Genomic DNA, 17729 nt, shown 5'->3' with positions numbered 1-17729 from the left:
ATATTATTAATGGAATATTTCGAGACTAAAAATAATTATGAAAGAAGGATGACAGTGAATAGTTGGCAAAAAAAAGAATGGATGTTACTTAGTAAAAAGCTACCCACTTTATTCTTTGGGTTAGCAATTTACTCGTTTGCAATTATATTAATGAGGGATGCTGGTTTAGGAATGAACCCCTGGGGTGTGTTTCATATGGGGATCAGTAATCGGACGCCCTTAACCTTAGGGCAGGCTACGCAATTACTAGGTTTAGTAATTTTAGGATTGACGGTTTTCCTAAGGGTTGTACCAGGTTTAGCAAGTCTTTGCAATATGATCTTTATTGGAATGATGGTAGACATGATTGATGCCATAGGGATCATTAAAACCCCTAATACTTTTGTTGGTCAAGTTTTAATGCTATTGACTGGCGTTATTCTTACTGGATGGGGCTCATATTTTTATCTTAGGGTTCGTTTAGGTGCAGGCCCTAGAGATGGTTTAATGGAGGGTTTAGTTAAAATTACCCAAAAACCTGTGTGGATGATTAGGAGCATTTTAGAAATTTCGGTGTTGATCATAGGCTATCTTTTAGGTGGACCAGTAGGAATTGGGACCCTTATTACTGCCACTACCATAGGCTTTTCTGTACAAATGGCCTTTAAAATAGGAAAATACGATGCAAAGGGTGGAAAACATATTAATTGTATTGAATTATATCATAAACTTTCAGGTATACAAGAACCCAAAAGGGCAACTTTTAGCAAATAAAACATGTGGATATTATTAACATATACTAAAGCCTTTAGAAACTGAATTGACTCCTATATAATATTAAATAGGAGTCAATTTTTTTGATGTTTGCGGAAACAAACCAATAAGGGGGAGGACAGATGAAGAAGATCTTACTAATTTCATTTTTGATGGTAGTAATGGTGGCAAGTGGGTTAATGGTCTTTACTAGGATGGCAGAAGGTAGCAACTTCAATAGCAATGGGGAGGAATGGAAGGGTAAACCAGTATTGGAGGGTCAACCGATTTGGACAGAGGTTAGGGTTCTAAATGGGGAAATTTATATGCCCTTTGATGCAGTAAGAGAATTCCTATATTCTGATATGGAAATGAATGAAGAAAAAAATAAAGCTCTAATTAAAGTTAATTCAGAGTTATTTCAATTTGAAAATGAAGAACTTACTGACTATGTTGCTGGTAATGAAGTGGTCCTAAGATTTAACCTTGTGTCAATTGAAGGACAGTCCTATTTACCAATTAACGCTTTACAAGATGTATTAGGTTATCATATAAACTTTAGTCAAGAATCTGAAAGGGTTATTATTGACAAAAAAGAAAGTAACATCCCTGAAGGAACTTTAAACAAAAAAGCTTATTTAATTGATCAACCTAAAACTTTTGCGAAAAGAATTGTTGGGCTAGAAGTTGGTGAAACAGTAAAAATTTTTGATGAAATAGATCACTTTTATTTTGTTAGAACTGAATCAGGTGAATTGGGCTACCTTAGAAAGAACAATATTGTAGAAGAAAATATTAAATTAACAGTTGCTGAAACTAGGGTATTTAAGAATAAAGAACGATGGGAGCCTGTTGGTAAAATCGGTTTGGTTTGGGATTATGTTTATCTTAATACAAAGGATCGAAGTAACGAGGAAAAAATAGCTGCAGTGGATATTTTTTCTCCAACTTGGTTTGATTTACTCGATGAAGAAGGAAATATTGATAATAAAGGAAACTTTCAATATGCTAAAGATATGAAGGAAAAAGGGTATGAAATATGGGGGCTTGTGACTAATAGTTTTGATCCAGATCTCACCAGCAGTTTTTTAGCTAGTGAAGAAGCACAGGATCATTTTATTAGGCAAATCTTAATTTATAGTGGACTCTATCAACTGGATGGTATTAATATAGATTTTGAGAATATTCACTATCGAGATCAAGCTGCTTTTACAAGTTTTGTTGAGAGACTAATCAAAAGACTTCATCAAATGAATTTAGTTGTCTCAATTGATGTTACCATACCATCTACCAGCCCCAATTGGTCTATGGTATATGATCGGATAAAACTAGGGGAAATTGTAGACTATGTAGCTGTAATGACCTATGATGAACATTGGGCTTCAAGCCCCAAAAGTGGTTCTGTGGCTTCTATAGGTTGGGTAGAAAGGGGCATACAACAGACCCTTCAAATGGTACCAGAAGAAAAGGTTTTACTGGGGCTTCCTTTTTATACAAGATTATGGGAAGAGGAAGTACAATCTAATGGAAAACTGCGTGTATCCTCAAAGGCCTATGGGATGAAGCAAATTAGAGAAATTTTAGAAGAGAATGATGCAGAAATTGAGTGGGATGAAAAAACAGGTCAATATTATGCTGAATATCTAAAGGATGGTAAAACCTACAAAGTATGGTTAGAGGATGGGCGTTCTTTAGCATTGAAGGCAACTTTAGTGGAGAAATATAACTTAGCGGGATTCGCTGCTTGGCGAAAGGATTTTGAGATCCAAGAGGTATGGGGCCCTTTAAATGAGATAATTAAAAGAGGGAAAAGCTATGAAGAGATTATAAGATAACTTTGGGGATAAAGATAAAATCTGTTGATAGTTTCTAGACTTTGAAGAAACTTATCAACAGATTTTTTTATAACAAATAGGAAAGTTCGACTTTAATTATTATTAAAATAAGAGAACTTTACGTAATGAGTTTCAACATAAGCAGATAACCAATTTAATGGATTAAATTGTGTAAGTCGCTTAGTTTCTTCACCTAAAGTCATCATATAAATCTTCCGAAGGAAGACTTTGTTCTAATTTGCTATGCGGTAATTTCTTCAGTTTTATAATTTATACTCCGTTAGCTCTTCACAATAATTGCATCGATATTGTATTTTGCCATTCTTAACTAGTGTGAACTCCGCCACTGCATATTGATCCTCCGTTGTAATGCAACGGGGGTTTTTACATTCAAAGAGGCCTTTTACTTTTTCAGGAATAGACAATTGCATCTTTCTTTGAATTTTTTCTCCCTCAATATAGTTAACAGTAATATTAGGATCAATTAATCCTAAAATTTTTAAGTCGATATCTAAATCATCTTGAATCTTAATGATATCTTTGTTGCGTAGCTGTTGGCTGGGAACATTCATTAATAATACCGCTTGAGTATTATTTTTATCCAGTTTAAGCTTTTGGAATATTTTTAATCCCTTACCAGCAGTAATATGGTCAATTACGATACCCTTTTCTATACCTGTTACCTTTAACATATTAAGCCACCCCCAATAATAATGCCATTAGAGCCATTCTTACATAGATTCCTAATTTAGCTTGATCAAAGTATTTTGCCCGTGGGTCATCATCTACATCATAGCTAATTTCATTTACCCTTGGTAGGGGATGTAGAATTAAAAGATCTTCTTTAGCCTTCTTTAACTTATCCTTATTGAGAATGTAGCTATCCTTTAGCTTAATGTAGTCCTCTTCATTAAAGAATCTTTCCTTCTGAATTCGGGTCATATACAGGATATCAATTTCAGGTAAATATTCATCTAAAGATGAAGTCTCGATAATTTCTACCTTGTATTCCTGTAAAAGTTCGTCTCTTAGGTGATATGGGATTTTTAATTCTGGTGGAGAAACCAGTACAAAGCTTATGTTTGGGAATCGGCTTAAGGTTTTTAATAGGGAATGGACAGTTCTACCGAAAAGTAGATCACCACAGAAGGCTACCTTTAGGTTTTCTATGGAGCCTCTATATTTTTGAATCGTAATTAAATCTGTTAGGGTTTGAGTAGGGTGTTGATGACCACCATCACCACCATTAATGATTGGAACAGTAGAAAATTCTGAGGCAAGCCTTGGGGCTCCCTCTCTGGGGTGTCTCATAACTAAAATATCGGCATAGTCATCTAAGACACGGATGGTATCTGCAATACTTTCACCTTTTTTTGCAGAGCTGGTATTGGCGTCAGAGAAGCCTAATACGGTTCCTCCAAGTCTTAACATTGCAGATTCAAAGCTTAAACGAGTTCGAGTGCTAGGTTCATAAAATAAAGTACCCAATATTTTGCCTTTGCAAATTTCCCTATAGGCCTTTGGGTTTTCATACATTTTTAAACCTAAGTCAATAATCTGATGTAACTCATCCAGTGTTAAATCATTTGGGTCCACTAAGTGTCTGTTATTTAGCGTCATAAAAAAACCTCCCTTGTTTTTTGTGGGAGTCTATGCTCCCTTTTTAGCCTCTCTGGACTAAATTAAAGGTAAATCTGATCATTAATTTAGCATAAATAAACCCCTTTGGTAGTGGACCAAAAGGGGTATAAAGACACAAGAAAGAAATAGTAAAAAAAATTACCTATTTCTAAGCACCCTTTTTAGCCTCACGGGACCAATTTAAAGGTATATTTATCTTATCAAAATATAACATGTATCAAAACCCTTGTCAATAGCTATACTTGAGATAAGATAAACTTAAGAGAATATAGGCTTTTTAGGGAACTGTTGCAGGAAATCAAATTGATTTTGTAGAATATATTATGAAAATAGTGAGAGTGAAGAGGTGCATACCATGTACACGATGTCATTAGAAAATGCATATAATTTTTTTGTTGAAAACGGTGGAATGCCCGACTATATGAAATTCTGTGAGTATATTAATTTAGTTCCATTGCCTCAAATCGAATATATTAACAAGATTAGAGGTGCTATGGTAAGTATTGCTATTGGAGATGCCTTTGGAAGCTATTTAGATGTTAGACATATTAGAGAAATAGATTATATTAATGATGTATTAAAAGGGGAAAAGAGAAGTATTTCCTTAAGCATAACCGATGATACTGAGTTATCTATTTTGTTTGCAGAATCATTAATTATCAACCAAGGATTTCAACCAGAAGACCTAGCGAATCGTTTTATAAGGTACCCTATTACTGCAATGGGAAAAACGATGAAGGAATTTATCATAAATTATCACGATAGAAGGGTTGAATGGTATAAAAGTGGCATTGAGTCTGCTGGTAATGGTGCAGTGATTAGATGTGCTCCCGCTGCCCTAATTAACTATGGAGATTTTACTAGTTTAAAGTTGATGGCGGGTATGCAGGCTGCAATTACCCATATGGATCAGATGGCCATTGCCTCAAGCATTCTTCAGGCTACAGCTATAGCCTATTTAACTAATTTACCTCCCTTTACAATTAAAGATAAAAAGGATATCTTAAATTTAATTGATTTATGTGGGAAAAGTATAAAAGGGATCGAAACAAAGGTTTATCGGACAAGAAAAAGCAATGAAATTGTCAACTTATATAGTCGCATTATTAGAGATTTAAAAGAGGCAATTGAAGAAGATATAGACATTAAACAGTTACAAGAAGAATGGGGAAGCGGCTCTTATGTACTAGAATCTCTTCCATTAGCCCTTTACATTTTCTGCAGAAATCCTAATGATTATGAGAAAATTTTAAAGGACTGCTTAATGACAGAGGATGCTGAAACCATAACCAGTATTGCCCTCACCCTAGCAGGTGCATACATAGGTTATAATAATATCCCTAAGGGTTATGTTAATAAAATAAGAAATTTAGAGGAACTTTTAACTTTATCAGATCGATTGTTTGAACTTTCTTTGAAAAACAAACAAAACAATCCCTATAGAAGAATGAGGGAAACCATAAGCGAAGAAAAAAATCAAGATGAAATTCATCAACTGCTTTGGAAGGGGATCAACTATAATAAAGACGAAGATTATAGAAATGCAGTAAAATATTTTGAAGACTTGATTAGTAAAAGTCCTGATCTAAAGAAAAATGAGAAGATAAAGCTACATATTATTGAAGCATATGAAGGATTAGGAACAATTCAATTGGAAAAGGAAGATTATGAGGGAGCATTAAAGAGTTTCAAAAAGGCCTTAGCCTATGACTTGAATCATCCCATTATTCTATGTGATTTAGCGGTAACTTATCTTAATTTAGACGATTTAGATAAGGCCGAGAAATATGCAAGACGTTCTGTAGAAATCGCGCCAGAATACCAGATTGGTAGGGAAGTATTAGAGGCAATAAAGAGTTTAAAGAAAAAAAATTAATAATAAGAATTTAGATTTTAATACTTAAACCAATAAAGGCTTAAAACAAAAGACTTAAAACAAAAGACTTAAATAAAAAGACTTAAATAAAAAGACTTAAAATAAAATGATTTAAAACAAAACGACTTAAACGAATAAAACCAACAGGTGTTATAGATTTAATAACACCTGTTGGTTTTATTTATGGAGAAATCGTATTTTTTCTGATGGTCTCTTTCCTAATTAACACTTTTAAAACAACAAGTAGTGTTAGTGTAAAGCCACCATAAATGATCCAAGGAACCAAAGAATTGGTTATGGTATATCTTTGAATAATTCTTCCACTGGCGAAGGTACCAAGGGCACCGCCTATACCCGTCGCAAAGCTTGCGATGGCAAAATAAGCTCCAATGTATTTTGGGTCTGCAAAAATACCAATAACACTATCTATAGTAGGCATTGCAAACATTTCTCCTATAATAAAGATGACAGAGCAGAAGACTAAAAAGGGGAAGGTATTTGCTAAACCAATTAAAGAAACTCCTATCCCTATTAAAATGACTCCAACAAAAATTGAGGTTACATGGGAGCGTTTCTCAAGAAATAATCTAGAGACAGATGATTGAGAAAGTATAACAATGACACTAGTTGATGTCCAGATAACCCCGATGACCCCCGAGCTTTTTAACACAGCATCAGCCCTTAAGGGAAGTAAAAATGCAAGTTGGGTATGGAGGGCCCATATTAACGTTGAGACAACAATAAAAAGCATAAAACTTCTATCCTTTAGAATTTCAAGATAACTACTTATTTTTATTGCGGGGCAAGGATGAACGCCACAATCATCTGGTAATGCCAATAAAGCAAAAATAAAGAGTATAATGTAGATCCCACCTCCATAATAGAAGTTAAAATTAGAGGAAGAAATTAATATAATTAAACCAGCGATACTAATTCCCATGTGGGATGCGATATTTCTTAGAGAAAAAGCTGTTGTTAATCGGTCTTCTGATGCGATATGGGATATGGCTGCTTTAGTGGAGGGAATATAGATACCAGTTCCCATACCATTAAGGGCAGAAAAGGATGATAACAAAATAAAAGAACTGGAAAAACCCAGACCTAGAAGACTTATTGCTTGTAAGCTATTGCTAATTAAAATACTATATCTATTACCAATCCGATCTGAAATCATACCAGCAATTAAACTTCCTACTTGCATAAACAATGCGTTAAAACCTATTACTAACCCGATTTGTGAAGGTCCTAAATTCTTAACATTTTTTAATAATACAGGGAAAATAGGTACCACCAAGTAAGCCGCTACGTGAACTAAAAAGATAGAAAATAAAAAGTACCAAATTTCCTTCTTAAATTTTATTTTAGGTAAACCAAACATAGCACAACCCCTTTTTTGTAATTTCCTACGTATTTATTATGGAGTTGTATCTCTGTTGGTATACATCAATAGGGTTATGGTAAATAAAGGAACTGACTAATGGTTTCATTTTATGATATTGTTGGATAAAGAGAGGTATTTAAAGGTGAGGACAGACATATTTATAGAAGAAGAAAAGATTGATTTGGCCTATGATATAATCATATGTTTATGTTAGAAATATGAAGGAAGGAGAATCCCAGTGTGTTCAAATACTGAAGCCCATAAAATATTGGACCTATTAAAGGGAAAGTTTATTGCCATTTTACGTTTAATTTATAAAATAAGAAACTTAGAAGAATTTGATATTTATATCAATATAAATCATTTAAAATATGTATCCTTATTGGCAGATTCAACAGAAGAAATAGAAGAAATAGATGAAGCTCAATTGCTAACCTATATAGAGTCCAATCCCTTTTGCTTCAAAAAAACGGAGGGAAACTTTCAAATTGTTATTACCTATAGGGGAGATGACGAAATTATTTCTAATGATGAGATGATCACCATTAAAGAGATTAGCTTAGAACTTTTAGATTTAGTTTCTCAAGAAGCAATTGACTTGCAAAAAAGAGTGATGGAGGAAAGTAAAGTCGAAGCCCTTAGAATTAAATCCCAGCATGATGGGTTAACAGGCTTGTATAATCGAGAAACCTTTGATCAACTTTATAATAAGATTTATAAGAAAACCCAAGAAGAAAAGAGTGATTTCTCCATATTGATGATTGATATTGATAATTTCAAACAAATTAATGATTGCTATGGTCATCAATTTGGTGATAGGGTTTTAAAAAATGTAGCTGATAAGATAAAGCAAAATGTTAGAAAAGATGATGTTGTAGCCCGCTATGGTGGGGAAGAAATGATTATTATTTTGATTAATATAGACCAAGCAGAGGCAAAGGTAATTGCTGAAAGGATTCGGACATCTATTGCCAACCTTAAGACAGAAGGAGTTACAGTAACAATATCCATTGGAGCCTCCAATTTTAAAAAGGATATACCTACAGATCAAGATCGTCTAATTTATGTGGCAGATAAATGTTTATATGAAGCTAAAACTTTAGGGAAGAATAGGGTTATGTGTAAATAATAAAGGGATAGTCCTATAAAAAATAGACCTTTACAGAAAATAAATTTATAGATAGTATCTAAGGTGTAGTATGACCCCTTAACTTTTATAAATACCATCAGATATCCAGGTTGGTATTTTTCTTTTTATAAGGGAATAAGAAAGTCTACTTTAAAAAATTAACAAAAAAGAATTATGCTTAAATGACAGTTTCAAGATAATCAGATGGCCAATAGATTTGATTAAAACGTGTTAAGATTAGTTTCTTAACCTAAAGTCATCTTTTAATGCTAGAAGGAAGACTTTGCTCTATTTAGAAAAAATGCCGTTTAATTCCTTAAAATAAAGGGAAGGAATAGAGTAGATGTTATAATTATAATAAATATTTAAAGTAAGGAAGGAGAAAAGGGATGAAGAAGATGGAACACAGCAATAAGAAAAGCTTTATAACAGGTATGTTAGTAGTGATGATGTTTTTAAGTACATTTATGCCAGTATGGGCCGTTCAAACCCAAATGCCTGATATTAGTCAGTGGGCAGTTTTTACCTTAAATGAAGGGGAAAAGTATGGAATCTATCCAATTGAATGGTATTATCAAGACTTTCGTTCGGAAATTTCACTGGACCGTTTAGAAGTTTTACTGAAGGAAACTGAGAAGAAAATAGCTGCTACAGGAGCAGAGGTTAATTCAGCATTTGCACCCCTATCATATAAGGGGGATACCACTAGAGGAGATCTAGTAATCAGACTATATAACATATTAGGTAGATATGGACTTCCAGTGGGGGACTCACCTGTAGAATATATGCAAGCAAGAGGGATTCTACAAGGGACTTCTAATGGATTAGCGCTTGATCAGATTTCAACTACAGAACAGGCGGTAGTATTAGCAACAAGATTAATTGAAGACACCTATGGGCTTTTAGATGCAGGTGCAAAGGGATTAATCTGGAAGGTAGAGCATAATAATAAGGTTGTTTACTTACTAGGTTCTATTCATATAGGTAAAACTGATCTATATCCTCTAAATCAGAAAGTAAAAGAGGCATTCTTTAAATCGGATGTTCTTCTTGTAGAAGCTAACGTGTTAAACCAAGAAGCTGGTGTAGAGTATTTTCTCCAAAAAGCTACATATCAAGATGGAACCCGCTTAAGCGATGAGGTTAGTGAAGAGACCTTCGAAAGACTTACCTTAGTGCTTAACAAATATGGTATACCAACAGAACTAGTAGAAACATTTAAGCCGTGGAGCATTGCTAATGAATTAAATATACTTTCTATGAGTAGTTCTGAAAACCCAGAAGATGCTAGTCAATTAGCTGGCTTAGGAATTGATATGTACTTCCTACTAAATGCATTGCTAACTCAAAAGCCCATCTATGAGCTAGAAGGAATTGAATATCAAGCAGACTTATTTGATAATCTAACCTTAGAGACTCAAGAAGCATATTTAAATGGTATTATCGACAGTATTTTAGAGCCTCAAGAAGATGGAGCAACAACACCACAAACAATAGTAGACCAATGGTTTGATCTTTGGGTTGCAGGTGATATCGAAGGATTTAGCACAAGCTTTGGTAGCTCATTAGAAGATACTTCAAACGAGTTGTCTGATATGTTATTAGGACAAAGGGATATTGATATGGCTGCTAAGATTATGGAGATTTTAAACTCTGAAGAAGAAGGCACATACTTTGTAGTGGTTGGGGCTGGTCATCTAGTAACTGAAGAGACAATTTTATATCAACTTGAAAAGCATGGTTTTGAGGTTGAGTTATTTTATTAATTGATCCTAACCTACACTTAAAATAAGAAATAGACTGATGCTTAATATGAGTATTGGATAATTAGAAAGAAGATTGATCCTTAAAAAGGATTAGTCTTCTTTTTTTTGCTCTATGTCAATTAAAATTAAAACTAGAATGGGAACAAATTATTAAATAATTACGTCTTATAAGTAAAGTACAGAAGGGAGGGTTACAAGCAAAATATTCTCATCTATAATAGTTAAATCTTACAAAAAAGAGGCTAAAGTATGCCACTATATAAACTATACCACTATAAAAGCTAGTGAAATTACATAATACCTTAACAATGAATTTATCAAATTAATTATGGAATTTCCACAATAAAATATGAAAAATAGAATGTAAAAAATAAAAAATTTAAGCAAGTAAAGTTTAGGAGGATGATCTTATGAATAAATTTAAAAAGGCTGCAGTATTAGGTCTTTGTTGTGGAATTTTATCTACAGGAGCAGTTTCAGCCATGACAAAGGATATTCTAATTAATGAACTAAGACCAAATATTGAGATAGGAATTGATTATGAATTAATGCCTCAACACAGGGAAATTGATAATGTGTTATTTAACACCCATGTAAAAGAAATAGAGAAGTTAGGCTTTACCATTACCCATACAGGCCCCCATGAAGATTATATTGAAATAGGGATACTTCCTTACAATGAGGCAAATGCTGACTATCTATACGGATTATTTGGAAGAGAAGGGATTAAGGTTGTTGAAGGGGTTCAAGCAATTACATTACCAATAAATGACCCTAATGGACTGCCCTACGAGAATAGAATAATTTCTGATGATAATGGGATAGGAGTACAAGTTAACGGGCAAAGGTTACCCTTAGATGTAGAACCCTTTATAGAAAATAGCAGAACATTAATACCATTAAGAGGTGTAATGGAGGAACTGGGGGCAACGGTCTTTTGGAATCACGATTTGAGGGCTGTTGAAATTAAAAAAGATGATATTTATATCCAGTTGGAAATTGGTAAAGAAACAGCTAAGGTAGTTAGAAGTCATGGGGGTACATCTCAGGAGGAATTACTACCATTAGATGTACCGGCAGTAATTAAAGAAGGTAGAACCTTCATTCCTGGTAGATTCGTTTCAGAGACTTTAGCGGCTAAGGTAGAATGGAATGATTCTTTGAAACTTATGACAATTAATACGGATGATTTAGACATAATCGAGGAAATCGGTGATTCTATTGAAGAGATGGGGAAAGCTATTTCTGTAGATTCAATTAAAGAAATGAAAATGTTTAGTTTAATGGGAGAAGAAATAAAGACCTTTACATCTGATGAAGTAAAAGAAATTATTGGTCACCTAAATACAGGGTCTACCTATAATGGTGCTTATATTACACTTTTGACAGGTAACAGTATAAAAATTTATTTTGAAAACAATGATACCCTTCAATTAACCAGCTATGGATTTGAAGACCATGTAATTTTATCAGGTGAAATTAACAAAGAATTTATGTCCTACTGTATTGTTAGTCCAGAGGTCGGTATGATTCTCCTAAGTCAAAATAAATAGGGAGATTTCCTATATAAATAACTGAAAGTCCGATTGTAGAAATAGTAAACTACAATTGGACTTCTATTTTTTTGCATACAAAGTGGATTTATGGAAATGATGATAATAGTCTATTAACTATCTTTTATGTTGGAGGTACATTTGTGATTACATTTTATACAATAACGACACTAATTTTGTTTTTTTTGATTATGGCATTTAATTTATTCATATTAATTCCCCACGGATTTTGGTTAGGGATTTATCCTTATATTGGAGGCATTACTGCAATATTTGCTCTAATACTGTTATTGATTCGTTTGATTGAAGTACCCCTATCTATCAAAATATTTAAAGGGCTACTAATCCTCTTAACAATTTTTATATTTTTTACCTTTATTCAAATATGGCGTAATACAAGATTAATCAATCAATATCAGGAGCAAAGAAGTAAATATATGGATGAATTGATGAAAATAACAACACAAAAAAATGAAAATAAATATCCAATGGGAAGGATGGAAGAGGGAATTGTTAATTTAATTGAGGCTAATACAGGTATACCTGTTACTCAATACAATACTGGTACTTTGATGAATGGGGGAAAGATGACAATAGATGCAATGATCGAGGATATTGCAAAAGCCCAAGAGCATATCCATATTCTCTTTTTTATTATCAGAGAAGATGCTATTGGTAATAAATTTAAAGATACATTAATTAAAAAGGCAAAAGAAGGTGTAGAAGTTCGGGTAATTTATGATGGGTTAGGAAGCCGTGGCCTAAGTAATAAGTATTTGAAAGAGTTGCGTGAAGCAGGGGCTGAAATGATAGGGCATGATGGGTATATTAATTCAATTCTAAAGGGGAAGCTCAACCATCGTAACCATAGAAAAATTATTATAGTAGATGGAAAAATAGGTTATGTTGGTGGCTTAAACATTGGAGATGAATATCTAGGAAGAGACAAGAATATTGGAAATTGGAAGGACCTACAGATTAGAATAGAAGGAGAAGCAGTAAATTGGATGCAAAAAATATTTTTAGGAGATTGGTATTATGTTTCAGGGAAAAGACTTTTAGATGCAAAATATTTTCCCCGTCATAATGAAACTAATTTGATGCCAGTTCAATTGATCACTAGTGGGTTTGATACCCATTGGAACGAAATCAGTCAATTGTATTTCTCAATGATCACTTCTGCCCAAGATAAGTTATATATTGGCACACCCTATTTAGTATTAAATGATAGTATGGTTAAGGCTTTGCAGACAGCTGCCCTAAGGGGAGTAGATGTAAGGATTATTATCCCTAAAAAGCCTGACTTTTTTATTGTAGGATGGGCAAATGAGTCTTTTTTTGAAATTCTTTTAAAGGCAAATGTGAAAATCTATCAATATGATGCAGGCTTTCTGCATGCAAAAGTTTTTTTAGTAGATGATCGAATTGTATCTGTTGGTTCAGCTAATTTTAATACAAGAAGCCTATTTCTTGACTATGAAATAAATGCGGTAGTTTATGATGAAAAAATAGTAAAGGAGATGAATCAAGAATTTCAAGTTTATTTAGAAAGAAGTATAGAGATTACCTATGAAGACGAAGTAAATAAGTCTAAGCTTCAGAAATTTAAGCAATTACTGGGTAAATTAATTATCCCCTTATCATAAAAACTGTATATTTTTAAAGTAATTAGACCATAATTATTAAATGTTGAAGGGAGGAATATGATATGGCAATTAAAATAGGAATACCACGGGGATTATGGTTTTACGACTACTATCCTCTATGGAAAACCTTTTATGAAGAGCTTGGGGCAGAAGTAATCCTTTCTAATCCCACAAATAAGAAGTTATTAGATCAAGGTGTTAAAAATACCGTAGATGAAGCGTGCTTACCAGTGAAAATTTTTAATGGACATGTTATGGATTTAAAGGATCGTGTAGATTATATTTTTGTACCTAAAATGATGAGTGTTTATAAAAAAGAGTATATTTGCCCTAAGTTTTGTGGTCTACCGGAAATGGTTAAGCATTCTGTTAGTGGCCTACCACCTTTAATTGACACGGAAATTAACTTTAATAAATCTAGAAGACACATAATGAATACTGTATACCAATTCGGAAGTTACGTTACAAAAAATCCTTTAAAAATTAGAAATGCCTATAAAAAGGCTTTAACAGCCTATCACGATTATAAAAATCAAATTAGTCAGGGAAGGCTTCCTATTGATGGAAAGCTAAGTCATGATCATAATCAAATAAAATCTAATCCTGCAAATAAACGAATAGCATTGCTGGGGCATACCTATCATCTTTATGATAGTTTTGGCTCCATGAATATCATTGAGAAATTAAAGGAATATGGCGTTGAAATATTAGTTCCTGAAATGATTAACATGAAGGTAATTAATGAAAGAGCAGCAACCCTCGAGAAAAAAATGTTTTGGAGCTATGGAAGGAAGGTGCTGGGGACAGCCCTTTACCTGCAAGACCAACAGCAAATTGATGGAGCTATCTATGTGTCGGCTTTTGGATGTGGAATTGATTCGATTGTGGGCGATCTTTTTGAAAGATGGACTAGAAAAAATGCGGATATCCCCTTTCTATTGATTACAATAGATGAGCATACAGGAGAAGCTGGAGTAAACACAAGGCTAGAGGCATTTATAGATATGATTGATTGGAGGAAACGAGATGAAGGTAACCTTTCCGCACATGGGTAATCAATATATGGCAACTAAAGTTTTATTAGATGAACTGAACGTAGAGAATATTCTACCACCAGAATGTAGTAAAGATACTTTAGAAATTGGAACAAAGTATTCACCAGAATCAATTTGCCTACCCCTAAAAATAAATATAGGAAACTATATCGAAAGTATTCGTCAAGGGGCAGATACAATATTAATATCAGGAAGCTGTGGTCCTTGTCGCTTTGGATATTACTCAATCCAACAAAAAGAAATTTTGAGTGAACTAGGTCATGATCTTAACTTTATTTTATTTGATCCACCCCAGGGAGACTACAAAACTTTTTTAGGAAGAATCTTTCAGCTAACAGGTACTAAAAATCCTTATAAAATCATAAGAGCTTTAGCAAAGGGAACAAAAATATTGTACCAAATCGATGCATTAGATGACTTAGCCTACTATAAACGCCCTAGGCAAAAGCAAATAGGTGAAGTAGATTTCTATTTAGAAAAACTACATAAAGAAATTAGAAATGCTAAAGGCTATCATGAAGTTTCTCAGCTAATTCAGAAAACTAGAGATCAAGTTATGACTATAGAGGAAGACCCCAATAAAGAAATAATTAAAGTGGGGATTGTTGGAGAGATTTATACCATTATTGAGCCCTTTGTTAATTTAAATGTAGAAAGAAAGCTTGGAGAAATGGGAGTAGAAATAGAGAAATCATTGAAGGTAAGCAGATGGTTAACAGAGCATCTATATCTTCATCCATTAGGAATCACATTAGAAAAAGAAATAACAGAGGCAGCAAAGCCCTACATGAAAACCATGATCGGAGGCCACGCAAGAGAAACTATAGGATACTCTGTTAAGTTTGCTAAAGAGGGTTTTGATGGAATAATACAAATCTATCCTTTTACTTGTATGCCAGAAATAGTAGCCCAAAGCATAATGCCAACTATAGAGAAGGATTTTGATATTCCATATCTATGCTTTATTGTTGACGAATTGACAGGAGATGCCGGTTACACGACTAGATTAGAGGCCTTTGTAGACCTACTGAAAAGAAGAAGGGAGATGAAGCGTGATGAAAAACTGCTATCTGGGTATTGATGTTGGCTCTGTTAGTACAAATGTTGTATTAATGGATGAAAATAAAGAAATTTTAGGGAAGGTTTATACTAAAACCCAAGGAAAACCTATAGATGCTGTTAAGAGAGGCTTACAGGAGATTCAAACTCAAATAACTGAAGAAATAAAGGTTAAAGGAGTAGGAACAACCGGCAGTGGTAGACATTTAGCTTCAATGATTGTAGGGGCAGATGTGATTAAAAATGAAATTACAGCCCATGGAATAGCTGCTTTAAATTTTGTTGATGGGGTGCGTACCATCTTTGAGATTGGTGGACAAGATTCTAAAATTATCCTATTGAAAAACGGCATTATTAGTGATTTTGCAATGAATACCGTATGTGCTGCAGGTACAGGTTCTTTTCTAGATCGACAAGCAGCTCGGTTAGATATACCTATTCATGAATTTGGTCAAAAGGCCCTATCTTCAAAAAATCCTGTTAGAATAGCTGGCAGATGCGCTGTATTTGCAGAATCAGATATGATCCATAAGCAACAATTGGGGCATAACCAAGAGGATATCATTAAAGGTTTATGTGACGCACTAGTAAGAAATTTCCTAAACAACTTAGGAAAAGGTAAAGATCTAGTAGGCCCCGTAGTATTCCAGGGAGGGGTAGCTGCAAATGTAGGAATTAAGAAATCCTTTGAAGAAGCCCTAGGCTGTGAAGTTTTAGTTCCTCCCCATCATGAGGTTATGGGGGCTATTGGTTGTTGTTTATTAGCCCAAGAACATGCAGCCAAGAATAAATCAACAGTCTTTAAAGGTTTTGATATAGTTCATTCAGGCTATCAAGTAAAGGGTTTTGAATGTGAAGACTGCTCTAATGTGTGTGAAGTTATTGAAATTATGAAGGACGGGCAACTAACTGCCCGTTGGGGAGATAAATGTGGTAAGTGGAGTAACAACATAGAAAAGGATAAAGAGAAGTTAGCATAGAAAAAAGCCCAACACTATCCTATAGGTGGTTATACTAGTGTTGGGCTTTTCTAATACTCTAATCTACACTACTGAATGATTAAGCAGTAAAATTCACTATGGGGCAATACCACCATGGGGAGAATTACCTTTTCATTATCGTAACATAAAGTGAGATAATAATATGTTATCAAAATATGCTATCTTGGAAAAGTGTAATGTTCTAGTGTTCTTTTTACTCTAGATTATCACAATAAATATCCATGGCTTCCTTTAAAAATTGAGCTAAACCTTCTTTAATTTTATCAATGTTTTTAGTAAATCTCTCATCTGTAACATACAAGTCACCTAAACCCCTAAAAATTTCTGGGGTGCAGTCATAGAAATAGTCAGTAATATGTTGTCGCCATTCCCCTACAGCTTCCTGAACCTGTTGGTTAGCAGGGTTTTCATCCATTAGATTTGCAATCTTTAGGTAGATCTCATTAGCATTTCCCATGATATTAGCCCAGTCATCTTTAGAATATTTTGATGTTCTTCTCATACTTTCTTTGTAGGCATCGGAGTCACCATATTTTTGCTTAGTTTCTTCTGCATATTTTTCCTTATGCTTTTCAATCTCAGTCATGTCAAAACTATTAAACATTTCATTTCTACTCATTTCTTTTCCTCCTTCAATAGACTCAATGGTTTTTTCAACAGAGTCAATAATATTTTCTAGCCTCTTTTTCTTTTTAACCAGCAATTCCTTATGAAGCTCTAATGTCTTTACTCTGTCAAAGGATGGGTTATCAAGAAAGGCTTTAATCTCCTGCAAGGAAAAATCTAATTCCCTAAAAAACAAAATTTGCTGTAGTCTTTCCAGGTCATTTTTTGTATAAATTCTATATCCGTTAGATGGGACAGTCTGGGGCTTTAATAGGCCAATTTCGTCATAGTGATGAAGTGTCCGAACGCTAATCCCCACTAAATCTGCCACTTCCTTAATCTTATACTTCATAACCATCTCTCCTTAACTTTGTTCTTAATATGTTGTAGTTTATCCTTGCAATTATATATTAATCTATTACGTTACGTTAGGGTCAATAGGTAAATAA

General features: G+C 33.7%; 14 protein-coding genes. 10 read left to right on the top strand and 4 right to left on the bottom strand.

The features are described 5' to 3' along the window. The first annotated feature begins 54 nt into the window (after positions 1-54). Together T335_RS0118440 and T335_RS21330 are read left to right on the top strand one after the other, a co-directional pair. On the top strand, positions 55-753 hold the full coding sequence (locus T335_RS0118440) for a YczE/YyaS/YitT family protein (protein WP_242837329.1): 699 nt from the start codon (positions 55-57) through the stop codon (positions 751-753). Between the two features lie 122 nt (positions 754-875). Continuing rightward, positions 876-2567, top strand: a complete 1692-nt coding sequence (locus T335_RS21330; protein ID WP_051569413.1) for a glycosyl hydrolase family 18 protein — start codon at positions 876-878, stop codon at positions 2565-2567. Positions 2568-2830: 263 nt separating this feature from the next. Here T335_RS21330 and T335_RS0118430 read toward each other — a convergent pair whose 3' ends face one another. Next, positions 2831-3259 carry an aspartate carbamoyltransferase regulatory subunit gene (locus T335_RS0118430; protein ID WP_026478841.1) on the bottom strand — a complete coding sequence of 143 codons (429 nt, stop codon included), beginning with the start codon at positions 3257-3259 and terminating at the stop codon, positions 2831-2833. A 1-nt stretch (position 3260) separates the two neighbouring features. Beyond that, on the bottom strand, positions 3261-4187 hold the full coding sequence (pyrB, locus tag T335_RS0118425; RefSeq protein ID WP_026478840.1) for an aspartate carbamoyltransferase: 927 nt from the start codon (positions 4185-4187) through the stop codon (positions 3261-3263). Positions 4188-4563: 376 nt separating this feature from the next. Here pyrB and T335_RS0118420 point away from each other — a divergent pair, with 376 nt between their 5' ends. After that, entirely contained in the window at positions 4564-6084 is a 1521-nt protein-coding gene (locus T335_RS0118420; protein ID WP_026478839.1) for an ADP-ribosylglycohydrolase family protein, read from the top strand. A gap of 181 nt (positions 6085-6265) precedes the next feature. Here T335_RS0118420 and T335_RS21325 read toward each other — a convergent pair whose 3' ends face one another. Further along, positions 6266-7462 carry an MFS transporter gene (locus T335_RS21325; RefSeq protein WP_051569412.1) on the bottom strand — a complete coding sequence of 399 codons (1197 nt, stop codon included), beginning with the start codon at positions 7460-7462 and terminating at the stop codon, positions 6266-6268. Between the two features lie 241 nt (positions 7463-7703). Here T335_RS21325 and T335_RS21320 point away from each other — a divergent pair, with 241 nt between their 5' ends. The 7 genes from T335_RS21320 (at position 7704) to T335_RS0118380 (ending at position 16653) form a co-directional block, all read left to right on the top strand. Further along, on the top strand, positions 7704-8594 hold the full coding sequence (locus tag T335_RS21320) for a GGDEF domain-containing protein (protein ID WP_034328917.1): 891 nt from the start codon (positions 7704-7706) through the stop codon (positions 8592-8594). A gap of 389 nt (positions 8595-8983) precedes the next feature. Continuing rightward, on the top strand, positions 8984-10360 hold the full coding sequence (locus T335_RS0118405) for a TraB/GumN family protein (protein ID WP_026478838.1): 1377 nt from the start codon (positions 8984-8986) through the stop codon (positions 10358-10360). A gap of 410 nt (positions 10361-10770) precedes the next feature. Next, positions 10771-11913 (top strand): copper amine oxidase N-terminal domain-containing protein, encoded by a 1143-nt coding sequence (locus T335_RS21820; protein WP_051569411.1) that lies wholly within the window; start codon positions 10771-10773, stop codon positions 11911-11913. Positions 11914-12056: 143 nt separating this feature from the next. After that, positions 12057-13559 (top strand): cardiolipin synthase, encoded by a 1503-nt coding sequence (gene cls, locus T335_RS21305; RefSeq protein ID WP_051569410.1) that lies wholly within the window; start codon positions 12057-12059, stop codon positions 13557-13559. A 62-nt stretch (positions 13560-13621) separates the two neighbouring features. Beyond that, positions 13622-14614 (top strand): acyl-CoA dehydratase activase-related protein, encoded by a 993-nt coding sequence (locus T335_RS0118390; RefSeq protein ID WP_026478837.1) that lies wholly within the window; start codon positions 13622-13624, stop codon positions 14612-14614. Next, complete coding sequence (locus tag T335_RS0118385) at positions 14586-15695, top strand: CoA protein activase (RefSeq protein WP_026478836.1); 1110 nt, start codon at positions 14586-14588, stop codon at positions 15693-15695. Before T335_RS0118390 ends, T335_RS0118385 begins: the two co-directional genes overlap by 29 nt. Beyond that, entirely contained in the window at positions 15670-16653 is a 984-nt protein-coding gene (locus T335_RS0118380) for an acyl-CoA dehydratase activase (RefSeq protein WP_026478835.1), read from the top strand. Before T335_RS0118385 ends, T335_RS0118380 begins: the two co-directional genes overlap by 26 nt. 214 nt (positions 16654-16867) lie before the next feature. On the opposite strand, the gene T335_RS0118375 is transcribed toward T335_RS0118380, so the two are convergent. Beyond that, a complete protein-coding gene (locus T335_RS0118375) occupies positions 16868-17632 on the bottom strand; it encodes a MerR family transcriptional regulator (protein ID WP_026478834.1) in 765 nt (254 codons plus the stop codon). Positions 17633-17729: the final 97 nt, after the last annotated feature.

The organism is Alkaliphilus transvaalensis ATCC 700919, from assembly GCF_000621485.1.
GTDB classification, from domain to species: domain Bacteria; phylum Bacillota; class Clostridia; order Peptostreptococcales; family Natronincolaceae; genus Alkaliphilus; species Alkaliphilus transvaalensis.
This window is presented reverse-complemented; position numbering and strand designations above follow the sequence as displayed.

Bases quoted from the DNA above. Each gene is read 5' to 3' on its own strand.
- T335_RS0118430 (WP_026478841.1), bottom strand. From the start codon at position 3,259: ATGTTAAAGGTAACAGGTATAGAAAAGGGTATCGTAATTGACCATATT.
- T335_RS21325 (WP_051569412.1), bottom strand. From the start codon at position 7,462: ATGTTTGGTTTACCTAAAATAAAATTTAAGAAGGAAATTTGGTACTTT.
- T335_RS0118385 (WP_026478836.1), top strand. From the start codon at position 14,586: ATGAAGGTAACCTTTCCGCACATGGGTAATCAATATATGGCAACTAAA.
- T335_RS0118375 (WP_026478834.1), bottom strand. From the start codon at position 17,632: ATGAAGTATAAGATTAAGGAAGTGGCAGATTTAGTGGGGATTAGCGTT.
- T335_RS0118380 (WP_026478835.1), top strand. From the start codon at position 15,670: ATGAAAAACTGCTATCTGGGTATTGATGTTGGCTCTGTTAGTACAAAT.
- T335_RS0118390 (WP_026478837.1), top strand. From the start codon at position 13,622: ATGGCAATTAAAATAGGAATACCACGGGGATTATGGTTTTACGACTAC.
- T335_RS21820 (WP_051569411.1), top strand. From the start codon at position 10,771: ATGAATAAATTTAAAAAGGCTGCAGTATTAGGTCTTTGTTGTGGAATT.
- T335_RS0118420 (WP_026478839.1), top strand. From the start codon at position 4,564: ATGTACACGATGTCATTAGAAAATGCATATAATTTTTTTGTTGAAAAC.
- pyrB (WP_026478840.1), bottom strand. From the start codon at position 4,187: ATGACGCTAAATAACAGACACTTAGTGGACCCAAATGATTTAACACTG.
- T335_RS21330 (WP_051569413.1), top strand. From the start codon at position 876: ATGAAGAAGATCTTACTAATTTCATTTTTGATGGTAGTAATGGTGGCA.
- T335_RS0118405 (WP_026478838.1), top strand. From the start codon at position 8,984: ATGAAGAAGATGGAACACAGCAATAAGAAAAGCTTTATAACAGGTATG.